We start from the raw sequence: 10,737 nt of genomic DNA on the forward strand, positions 1-10,737 counted from the left end.
CAGGATGCCTTGACCGTTCCCCTCGCCATCGCCAAGTCTCTCACACAGCGCACAGTCTCGCAGCGCGATGACGGCGAAGAGGTGGTTCCGCATTCGGCGGAACCGGAAAGGAAGTTTCCCCATGGCGACGGTGAAAGTGACCGACGCGAGCTTCGAGCAGGACGTTCTCCAGTCCGCGGAGCCGGTCGTAGTGGATTTCTGGGCCGAGTGGTGCGGCCCCTGCCGCCAGATCGGCCCGGCCCTCGAGGAGATTTCGGCCGATCTCCAGGGCAAGGTGAAGATCGCGAAGGTCAATGTCGACGAGAACCCGGGGATCGCCGCGCAGTACGGCATCCGCTCGATTCCGACGCTGCTGATCTTCAAGGACGGCCAGCTCGCGAGTCAGAAGGTCGGGGCGGCGCCGAAGGGCGATCTGTCTCGCTGGATCCAGGCCAGCGCCTGAGCCTTCGTCCGGCCGGTCGCCGGCAACGCGGCCCCGAACCAGAAAAAGCCCGGCGCGAAGCCGGGCTTTTTTGTTGGGCAGGACGGATCTGCGCTGGTGCAGCTGATCGGTCGTCGGACGGGAGCCCCAAACGGAAGAAGCCCGGCCTTGCGGCCGGGCTCCCCCGTTTCGAGACCCGATATGTCGGCTTAGTACGAGCCGAACTTGTAGTTCAGGCCGGCGCGCACGACAGCGAACTCGGTGTCGTTGCGGCGGAGCGGGCCACCGACGGTGGTTGCGTAGGCGGTGTTGGTGCGGAACTGCAGACCGGTGCTGTTCGACACGGCGAACACGTCGCTCGCGTTGTTGCGATCGAGGTTCACGTACAGACCTTCGACTTTGAGGGTCACGGCCGACGAACGGAAGAAGTTCAGGAAGGAGTCGGTCGGGAGCGCGTACTCGATACCACCGCCTGCTGCGTAGCCGGTGCGGAAGTCGTCGTTGCCGCGGAAGCCACCGAAGGAACGGTCGCTGCTGCCGGCGCCGTAGGCGAAGCCGCCGGTGCCGTAGAACAGGACGCGATCGAAGGCGTAACCGATGCGGCCGCGAACGGTGCCGAAGAAGTCGAGGCTCGAGAGGCCGTTCGGGTTGATGTAGGTCAGGTCGGGATTGGCAGCGCCGACGAAGTTCGGGAGACGACCGCGGTTACGACCGAAATCGACGTACTGAGCGTCAGCTTCGATACCGACCACAACACCCGAACCCGGGGTGAACTGGTAGTTGTAGCCAATCTGACCGCCGCCCGTGAAGCCTTCCTGCGAGCTGCGATCGCTGAAGATCACGGCGCCGGTGGGCGAGCCAACCGGCGGCAGGACGATGCCCGAAGCGCGCGACGTCACGATGGCAACATCGCTGTTGCGGTCGCTGGCGTCGAAGCCGTAGCCAGCGTTGAAACCGGCGTAGAAGCCGGTCCAGGTGAACACCGGCACCGGCACGAACACCGGCGGAGCCGCGCGGCGCGGAAGGTCGGCGGCCGAAGCGGCGGCGGTGAGGGCCGTGAAGGCCGCGAAAGACGTAAGAAGCTTTTTCATTATTTGATCCCCAGCGATATGCCCGATCGAGGGAGAACCTACTTCAGTTTCCACAGCCAAGATGTAGCGCCAGGGTCACACCGCAGACTTGACGTGGACGTGAACGAAGCCGGAAAAGTTAAGGAAAATCAGCTGGGAGGCGTGCCGTTGGCGGTGAGGACAGCGCCCACCAGGTAGAGCGACCCGCAGATCAGAATTCGCGGCGGCCGCTCGAAGGCGATGTTCGACAGGCTTTCCAGGGCGGCCTCGACGCCGGGCGCGGTCTGGGCGTTCAGGCCGACCTCCGCGGCGATGCTCGCGACCTCCTCGGCGGGCCGCGCCGCCATCTGCCCAGCGATCGGCACTGCGACCAGCACGCGTGCCAGGCCGATGAAGTGGCGCAGGAAGCCCTCCGCATCCTTCGTGCCGAGCAGGCCGACGATCAGGACGAGCGGTACGTCCGAACGCTCGCCGAGATCCGCCATGGCGGTGGCCAGGATGCGCCCGCCGTCGATGTTGTGGCCGCCGTCGAGCCACAGCTCGGCGCCTGCCGGGACGAGGTCGGAGAGGCGGCCCCGGTTCAGCCGCTGCAGGCGGCCGGGCCATTCCACGTTGTTCAGGCCGGCCTCGATGGCCGCGGTGCCGATGTCGCCGAAGCCGGCGGCCCGCAGGGCCGCGATGGCGGTGCCCGCATTGGTGAACTGGTGGCGGCCGTTCAGGCGGGGCTTCGGCAGATCGAACAGGTCGACGTCGTCCTGATAGACGAGGCGCCCGCGCTCGGCATGGACCGAGAAGTCCTGGTTGCCGACGCGGATCGGTGTGGCTCCGACGGATTCGGCGAGGCGGCACAGCACCGAATCCGCCTCGGCGTAATCCTGCGCGGCGATGATCGCCGGGCAGCCCTTCTTGAAGATGCCGGCTTTCTCGGTGGCCACGGCCTCGACGGTGTCGCCGAGATACTCGGCATGGTCGCGCCCGATCGGCGTGACCACCGCGGCGGCCGGCCGGTCGATCACGTTGGTGGCGTCCACCCGGCCGCCGAGGCCGACCTCGAGCAGCAGCACGTCCGCCGGCTGCTCGGAGAACAGCAGCAGGGCGGCCGCGGTGGTGATCTCGAACACCGTGATCGGCTCGCCCTCGTTGGCGGCCTCGCAGCGGGCGAAGGCGTCGGCGAGCTGATCCTCGGGGACGAACTGGCCGCCCCCGATGGCCCCGATGCGGATCCGCTCGTGGAAGCGCACCAGATGCGGCGAGGTGTAGACGTGAGCCGCCAGCCCTGCCGCCTCGAGAATCGCCCGCATGAAGGCGATGGTCGAGCCCTTCCCGTTGGTGCCGGCGACGTGGATCACGGGCGGCAGCTTGCGCTCGGGATGACCGAGACGGGCGAGCAGGCGCTCGATCCGGCCAAGCGACAGGTCGATCGTGCGCGGGTGGAGGGCGAGGAAGCGCGCCATCAGCGCGTCGGAGGAATCCATGGTCGAACGTCGCGTCGCGGAGGGGAGGGGGCGGCGGGCGTGGTGCCTCAGGCGGGCTCCGGAACCGGAGCGGCGGCCGCGCGGGCCGGCTGCGTCCCGGGCTCCTGGTTCGTGAGGAGGCCGCACAGGTTGGCGATCGTGTCCTTCAGGGCGTGCCGGTGCACGACCTGGTCGACCATGCCGTGGTCGCGCAGGTATTCCGCGCGCTGGAATCCGTCGGGCAGCTTCTCCCGGATGGTCTGCTCGATGACGCGCGGTCCGGCAAAGCAGATCAGTGCGCCCGGCTCTGCGAGATGGACGTCGCCGAGCATCGCGTACGAGGCGGTGACGCCGCCGGTGGTCGGGTTCGAGAGGACCACGATGTAGGGGAGCTTCGCCGCGTTGAGTCGGCGGACCGCGACGGTGGTGCGGGGCATCTGCATCAGCGAGAGAATGCCTTCCTGCATGCGCGCGCCGCCCGAGGCCGAGAACAGGACGTAGGGCGTCCGCTTGTCGAGGGCGGTCTCGGCACCGCGCACGAAGGCCTCGCCCGCCGCCATGCCGAGGGAGCCCGCCATGAAGGCGAAGTCCTGCACCGCGAGGGTCATGGGCAGGCCTGAGACGCGGCCGAAGCCGACCTTGAAGGCATCGTTCATCCCGGTCTTGGCCCGGGCGTCCTTCAGGCGGTCGACGTAGCGCTTCTCGTCGCGGAACTTGAGCGGGTCGGTCGCGACCTCCGGCAGGGGCACGTCGATCCAGGTGCCCTCGTCGAACATCATCTTCAGGCGCGCCTGGGCGCTCATCTTGAGATGGTGCTCGGAGCCCGGGATGACCCAATGGTTGCTCTCCACCTCCTTGTGGAAGACCATCTGGCCCGTGTCGGGACACTTCACCCAGAGATTCTCCGGGGTCTCGCGCTTGAACAGGGTCTTGATCTTGGGGCGCACGACCTCCGAGATCCAGTTCATCGGTTCAACCATCATGCGACGGCGTCCTTGTGCGGGCTCGAAGCGAGCGAGCCGGAAAGTCTCGTGAAATTGCGTCAGGCGCGGGGCGAGGAACGGACGCCCTCGGCGAGCTCGCGCACCAGGGTGCTGACGGCCTCGACCGTCCGGCCCGTCGACACGCCCTCGGCGTCGAGGGTCGCCCGCATGGCGTCCACCAGGGCCGAGCCGACCACCACGCCGTCGGCGCCGCGGGCGATGGCGGCAGCGTCCGCCCCGGTGCGCACGCCGAAGCCGACCACGATCGGCAGATCGGTGTGGCGGCGGATGCGGCCCACCGCCTCGGCGACGCGGTCGAAGTTCGGGGTCGCCGTGCCGGTGATGCCCGTGATCGAGACGTAGTAGACGAAGCCGGCGGTGTTCGCGAGGACGGCCGGGAGCCGCTTCTCGTCGGTGGTCGGCGTGGCGAGGCGGATGAAGGCGAGGCCCTTGGCCAGCGCCGGCAGGCAGAGTTCGTCGTCCTCTTCCGGCGGCAGGTCCACGACGATCAGCCCGTCGATGCCGGCCGCGAGGGCGTCGTCGAGGAAGCGCGCGACGCCGTAGGCATGGATCGGGTTGAAGTACCCCATCAGGATCACGGGCGTCTCGGCGTTCCCCTCGCGGAAGCGCCGGACGAGGTCGAGGGTCCGCACCACGCCCTGGCCGTGCTTGAGTGCCCGCAGGCCGGCCGCCTGGATCGCCGGGCCGTCGGCCATGGGATCGGTGAAGGGCAGGCCGAACTCGACCATGTCGGCTCCTGAGGCCGGAAGGGCCTGCAGCACCTTCAAAGAGGTTTCGGCATCCGGGTCGCCGGCCATGACGTAGGTCACCAGGGCCGCCCGATTCTCGGCGCGGCAGCGTGCGAAGGCCGCGGCGATGCGCGCCTGGCCGGGATTTGCCGAACTCGTAGCCGTCATGACTCTCACGTCTCGCGTTCCTCGGGGCCGCCCCTGGCGCGGCCCGGGATCAAGCCGCCGCGCCTACACCATCGCGACCGGCCCGTGAAGCGTGTGCCGCGTCGCGTCGCATGCCGGGGAGCGCGGCTACGGTTTCTTAACGGCCTTTCGAAAGCCGGCCTTCAACCTCGGGCGGCATGGTCTGTCCCGGCAGGACCTCCCCCTGCCGGAGGCCGGCTTCATGATCCTGCAGGACGTCGTCCTCGTCCTTATCCCCTCGGGGGTCGCCTTCCTGGCGGGCTGGGTCCTGCGGGCCCGCACGCGTCCGGCCCCGGACGTCCTTCGGCCGGGGGGCCGGGAGGGTGCCCTGACCGAGCATCTCGAGGACCGGATCTGGCGCCTCTCCGAGAGCGAGGAGCGCTACCGCGCCCTGGTGGAGGCGACGACGGAGATCATCGTCCAGCGGGACTCCCAGGGCCGGATCACCTTCGCCAATGCGGGCTTCGGCCGCCTCGTCGGTGCCGAGCCGCTGTCGCTCCTGGGCACGATGCGGCAGCCGACGGTGCTGGAGACGGGAGAAGCCGTGCGGCAGGCCGACGGCGTACGCCGTATCGAGATGCGGCTCGCCCCGGTCTCGGGGCCGCCGCGCTGGTATTCGTTCATCGAGATGCCGGTGCCCGGCAGCACCGGCGAGACGCAATGGCTGCGGGCCGGCGCCGACATCACCGAGCGGGTGGAATCGGCGCGCTCCCTCGACGAGGCCCTGACCCGGGCCGAGGCCGCCAACGTCGCCAAGTCGCGCTTCCTCGCCACCGTCAGCCACGAGTTCCGCACGCCGCTGAACGGCATCCTGGGCATGGCCGACCTCGTCCTCGAGACCGGCCTCGATCCGGAGCAGCGGACCTACGTCGAATCCATCGGCACCTCCGGCAAGGCGCTGCTCACCCTCATCGACGGCATCCTCGACTTCTCGCGCATCGAGGCCGGACGCCTGGATCTGGCCGCCGAGCCCTTCGATCCGGCCGAGATCGCCGAGGGGGTGGTCGAGCTGCTGGCGCCCCGTGCCCAGGACAAGGGCATCGAGATCGCCGTCGACATCGCCGACGAGGTCCCGCGCCTCGTGATCGGCGATGCGGACCGGGTGCGCCAGATCCTGGTCAATCTCGCCGGCAACGCCATCAAGTTCACCGGGGCCGGCGGCGTCGGCGTCGAGCTTTCCTACGGCGACGGCCAGCTGCGCATCGCCATCGCGGATACCGGCCCGGGCATTCCGGAGGATCGCATCCCGCGCCTGTTCGAGGAGTTCGAGCAGGGCGACGGCAGCGCCAGCCGCCGGCACGAGGGCACCGGACTCGGTCTCGCCATCACCCGTCGCCTCGTCACCCGAATGGGCGGCCGCATCGACGCCACCTCGCATCCGGGCAGCGGCAGCACCTTCACGGTTCTCCTGCCGCTCGGCGTCGCCGAGTCGGACCGCGAGCGGCCGCCCAGCCTCGATGGCCGCCGCGTCCTCATCGTCGCGCCTTCGCCGTTCCAGGCACCCTATCTCGCCCGCCGGCTCACCCGCTCGGGTGCCTCCGCCCAGGTGGTCCCGGATCTTGACGCGGGACTCGCGGCCCTCTCGGACGCAGCCTTCGACGCGGTCCTGGCCGATCGCACCCTCGGGGACGCGGCGGTCCGGACCCTTGCCGGGGAGGCGCGGCGTCACGGCGTGCGCTGCTGCCTGGTGCTGCTGTCGCCCTTCGATCGGCGCGATTTCGGTGCCCCGGCGGCCTCGGGCTTCGACAGCTACCTCGTCAAGCCGGTCCGCGCCCGATCGCTGTTCGACCGATTGCTGGCCCCCGCCTCTCCGCGGATCGAACGACAGCCGCAGGCGCCGCACCCAGAGGGGCGGACGACCCATCGGGGAGACCTCGCGCGCCCGGAGCCCGGCAATCCCGACCTCACCGGCGGCCCGCGCGTGCTGCTGGCGGAGGACAATCCGATCAACGCGCTCCTCGCCACCAAGGCGCTGCAGCGCCTCGGGGCCGTCGTCGTCCTGGCGCGGGACGGGGAGGAGGCGCTCGCCCGCATCCGCGAGGCCTCGGACGAAGCGCCCTTCGATCTCGCCCTTCTCGATATCCGCATGCCCGGCCTCGACGGCCTGGAGACCGCCCGGCGCATCCGCGCGGGCGAGGCCGAGGGGCGGGCGCCGGCCCTGCGGCTCGTCGCCCTCACGGCCAATGCCGGCCGCGACGACGAGCGCGAGGCCCGGGCGGCCGGCTTCGATCATTTTCTCGCCAAGCCGCTGGATCTGCGCGCCTTGCCGGAACTGCTGGCCCGCCGCGCGGCTGCCGCTTGAGCGTTGACACGCCCGGCCGCCCGCGCGAACACCGCGCCATGGCCGATGACCTCTTCTCCGACGCGCCGACGCGCAATCACGACCGCCGGGTCGCCTGGAGCGTCGTCGCCCTCACCGCCGCGACGGTCCTGATCGGGGCCGCCGTACCGGCCCCGTCGCATCCGCGGGCGGCCATCGCCCCGAGCGAGGATACGGCCTGCGCCGAATGGGGCGATGGTTGCCGGGTCTGCCAGCGCGGGGAGGGCGGCGTCGCCTGCTCGCTGCCGGGCATCGCCTGCGTGCCGAAGGAACAGAGTTGCCTGCGCCGCGTCGGCGGCTGATCGCGCGCCGGTCGGGGTGATCGCTCCGTGACCGCGCCGGTGTTCCGGTTCGCCCCGAGCCCGAACGGGCGCCTGCATTGCGGCCACGCCTTCTCCGCCCTCCTCAACGACGCCCTCGCGCAGGGCGAGAGGGGGCGCCTGCTGCTGCGGATCGAGGATATCGATCCGGTGCGGTCGCGGCCCGAACTGGTCCAGGCCATCCGCGACGACCTCGCCTGGCTCGGCCTGCGGTTCGTGCCGCCCGAGCGGCGCCAGTCGGAGCATCTCGACGCCTACCGCCGCCAGGTCTTCGCCCTCGCCGAACGTGGCCTCGCCTATCCGTGCTTCTGCTCCCGCGGCACGATCGCGGCGGCGGTGGAAGCCGAGGCCGCGGCCCGTGGAACGGCCGTGCCCCGCGATCCCGACGGCGCGCCGCTCTATCCCGGTACCTGCCGGGCGCTTCCGAAGGACCTCGCCGATCGCCGCCGCGCCGCCGGCGAGCCGCATACCTGGCGCCTCGACATGGGCCGCGCCCTGGCGGCGGCCCCCGGACCGCATGCGGTGCGGACCTTCACGGTGGATACGGGGGAGGGGAGGGGGCTTCGGCGCATCGGGGCCGAGCGGAACGAGGCCGCCGATCCGGCGCGCTGGGGCGACCCGGTGATCGCCCGCCGCGACGTGCCGACGAGCTACCACCTCGCGGTGGTCATGGACGATGCCGAGCAGGGCGTCACCCACGTGGTCCGCGGCGCGGATCTCCGCGCAAGCACCGACTTGCACGTGCTGCTGCAGGCGCTCGTCGGGGCGCCGTCGCCCCGCTATCATCACCACGGCCTGCTGCTGGATTCCGCGGGCGAGAAGCTCGCGAAGTCCCGCGGCTCACGATCCCTCGCCGACCTGCGTGCCGCCGGCGAGACCCCGGCTGCGATCCGGAAGCGCCTCGGTTTTTCGTAACGACCAGGCCTCTGTCCTCGACGGGGGGGAGACCCGCGCCGCTCAGCGCATCACGTCGCGCTGCGCCATGGCGGAGGCCGTGCGCGACTTCTGCATCGTGCCCTCGATCTGCTCGCGCTGGCGCGTGAACTCGGCGAGCATCCGGCCGTCGAGCTCGCGCCCGCGGGGGACGCGGATCTTCATCGGATCGACGAAGTGGCCGTTGATGATGACCTCGTAATGCAGGTGGGCGCCGGTGGAGAGGCCGGTCGAGCCGACATAGCCGATCACCTGGCCCTGGCGCACCTTGGCGCCGGCGGTGATGCCGCGGGCGAACCGGGACATGTGGTTGTAGGTGGTGACGTAGCCGTTGATGTGCTGCAACTCGACCCGACGCCCGTAGCCGGAATCCCAATCCGCCTTCAGCACCGTCGCGTTGCCGGCGGCCACGATGGGCGTACCGATCGGGTTCGCCCAGTCCACGCCGGTGTGGAGCTTGGCGTAGCCGAGGACGGGATGGCGCCGGTAGCCGAAGCCCGAGCGCATGATGCCGTCGGCGATCGGCTTGCGGATGAGGAACTTCTTGAGCGAGCGGCCCTGCTCGTCGAGATAGTCGATGGTCCCGTCGTCGGGCGACTGGAAGCGATAGACCTTGCGGGCCTCGCCGCCGAGATTGAGCGCGGCGTACAGGAGCTCGGGCCGATCGGTCGAGCCCTGCGCGCCCTCGTCGTCGAAGGTGTAGAAGACGTCGAGGCTGTCGCCCTGCGAGATCCGGCGCTGGAAATCCACGTCGTAGCCGAAGATCTTGACGAGGTCGTCGACGGCGCCGCGCGGCAGGTCGTGCCGCGCCGCCGTCTCGTAGAGGCTCTGGTACAGGCGCGGTCCGGTGCCGCCTTCCTCCTCGCCGTCCTCCGAGGCCTCGGCCGCGACCGGGGCGGCGCGCGACGGCGCATCTTCCGTCGGCGGCGCCACCGAAACGAAGCTGCCGCGGTCGTTGATGGCGGCGATGCCCTCGATGCCGGTCTCGCCGTAGAGCACCACCCGGGTGACCTGGCGGGGATCGCCGGGCCTCGGGCCGGGGGCGACCTGGACCCGGAACTGCTGGCCTTCGGACAGGTCCGCCGTCCGGGTGCGGCCGCCGAGGGCGGCCACGATGCCGCGGATCTGTTCGTCGCTGGCGCGGGCGGTGTTCTTCAGCGCGGCCTCCAGGGTCTCGCCGCGCTTGAGGGCGAGGTCGCGCTCTTCCACCAGCGGCGGCTCGGCCCCGCCGCCGCTCTTGGCGAGGCTGGTCACGTTCTCCGGCACCACCAGCACGTCGATGGACTTGAACGGCGAGGCCTCGTCCCCGAGGCGGGCGGCCGAATCGAAGGCTGAACTCGCCATCCCCTGCTGCAGGGTGCGCGACAGCATGATCTGCGGGGCGATCGGGATCGCGGCGCGGCGGCCGGCCTCGGCCGAGAGGCGCCGCTCCTCCTCGATCTGCGCCGCCACGTCGTCGTCGGAGAGCGCGGGCGCGCCCGGCTCGACCTCGAGACCGGCGAGATCGCGTTTCATCACCGAGACCTCGGCGCCCGGCGCATCGCCGAGGCCCGGCTCCGGGGCGCGCTCCAGGGGCTCGTCCGTGCTGAGCTTCATCGGGTCGAAGCGCGGCATCTCGGTGGCGAAGACCCCGGTCGTCATCGAGAGCGCGGTGGAGACGCGCATGAAGGGACGGACCTTGATGATCTCACGGTCGCCGAGCCGCACCGTGACGGGCGAGCGGAAGCTCTGCTTGGCCGAGGCGATCATCAGGTTGCGCACGAGCCGGTCGCTCTTGCGCGCGACGTTGGCGGTTCCGTCGCTCAGCGCGGGACGCACGGCGTTCGAGGCGCGCTCGGGGATCGCCGCGAAGGAGACCTCGCTCTGGAGCGAGACGTGGATCGCCGCGCCGATCAGGGCCGCCCCGGTCAGGCCCGTGAGGGCACTGGCACAGAGCCAGCGCAGATTGACGTCGCGCCGGTCGATCCGCGTGGCATCCGGGCCGAGGAGGTCGAGGGCCGGCAGGTTGCCGACGGGAGAGCGGGCGGCCGCGCGGGATTCACCCGCAGCGTCCTGGCCTGGGCCGTCCTGCTCCCCGATCTTCAGACGGCCGCGCTTCAATGGGCTGGTTCCTGTTCGTGGTTCGCCGGTCCGGCGCGAGAGATCGTAGCGCCGGAGCGCGGCCGGCGACCGATGTCGTGGCCCAGCATGTCGAGATTGAGGCACGTTTCGGAGACGGCGTCACCGGTTGGTCATGACGGTGCTCGCGACGGATGTGAAGATTTTTCGACGAAGGTGTTGACGGGTTTGGTGGTGATCCGT

The 10,737-nt window shown here is 70.5% G+C and carries 9 protein-coding genes; 4 read left to right on the forward strand and 5 right to left on the reverse strand.

Features of this window, described 5'->3' with window-relative positions:
• Window positions 1–121: 121 nt before the first annotated feature.
• Window positions 122–442 (forward strand): thioredoxin, encoded by a 321-nt coding sequence (gene trxA, locus ACXJY8_RS23415; RefSeq protein ID WP_055956782.1) that lies wholly within the window; start codon window positions 122–124, stop codon window positions 440–442.
• Window positions 443–630: 188 nt separating this feature from the next.
• Here the strand turns inward: trxA and ACXJY8_RS23420 are convergent, their stop codons facing one another.
• The 4 genes from ACXJY8_RS23420 to trpA form a co-directional block, all read right to left on the reverse strand.
• Window positions 631–1,512, reverse strand: a complete 882-nt coding sequence (locus tag ACXJY8_RS23420; protein ID WP_463774568.1) for an outer membrane protein — start codon at window positions 1,510–1,512, stop codon at window positions 631–633.
• Window positions 1,513–1,640: 128 nt separating this feature from the next.
• The gene (locus ACXJY8_RS23425; RefSeq protein WP_463774571.1) at window positions 1,641–2,966 is read right to left on the reverse strand and encodes a bifunctional folylpolyglutamate synthase/dihydrofolate synthase; all 1,326 of its coding nucleotides are present in this window, start codon (window positions 2,964–2,966) and stop codon (window positions 1,641–1,643) included.
• Between the two features lie 47 nt (window positions 2,967–3,013).
• Window positions 3,014–3,925 carry an acetyl-CoA carboxylase, carboxyltransferase subunit beta gene (gene accD / locus ACXJY8_RS23430; protein WP_463780936.1) on the reverse strand — a complete coding sequence of 304 codons (912 nt, stop codon included), beginning with the start codon at window positions 3,923–3,925 and terminating at the stop codon, window positions 3,014–3,016.
• Window positions 3,926–3,987: 62 nt separating this feature from the next.
• Entirely contained in the window at window positions 3,988–4,845 is an 858-nt protein-coding gene (trpA, locus tag ACXJY8_RS23435; protein WP_463774574.1) for a tryptophan synthase subunit alpha, read from the reverse strand.
• A 220-nt stretch (window positions 4,846–5,065) separates the two neighbouring features.
• Here trpA and ACXJY8_RS23440 point away from each other — a divergent pair, with 220 nt between their 5' ends.
• Genes ACXJY8_RS23440 through gluQRS form a run of 3 tightly spaced genes read left to right on the forward strand, consistent with a single transcriptional unit; the run spans window position 5,066 to window position 8,418 of the window.
• The gene (locus ACXJY8_RS23440; protein WP_463774576.1) at window positions 5,066–7,165 is read left to right on the forward strand and encodes an ATP-binding protein; all 2,100 of its coding nucleotides are present in this window, start codon (window positions 5,066–5,068) and stop codon (window positions 7,163–7,165) included.
• 38 nt (window positions 7,166–7,203) lie between these two features.
• Window positions 7,204–7,485, forward strand: coding sequence for a hypothetical protein (locus ACXJY8_RS23445; protein ID WP_463774579.1), 282 nt, complete (start codon window positions 7,204–7,206; stop codon window positions 7,483–7,485).
• A 27-nt stretch (window positions 7,486–7,512) separates the two neighbouring features.
• A complete protein-coding gene (gene gluQRS / locus ACXJY8_RS23450; protein WP_463774581.1) occupies window positions 7,513–8,418 on the forward strand; it encodes a tRNA glutamyl-Q(34) synthetase GluQRS in 906 nt (301 codons plus the stop codon).
• 42 nt (window positions 8,419–8,460) lie between these two features.
• On the opposite strand, the gene ACXJY8_RS23455 is transcribed toward gluQRS, so the two are convergent.
• A complete protein-coding gene (locus tag ACXJY8_RS23455) occupies window positions 8,461–10,536 on the reverse strand; it encodes a M23 family metallopeptidase (protein ID WP_463774584.1) in 2,076 nt (691 codons plus the stop codon).
• Window positions 10,537–10,737 lie beyond the last annotated feature (201 nt).

Source organism: Methylobacterium sp. TK31 (assembly GCF_055361545.1).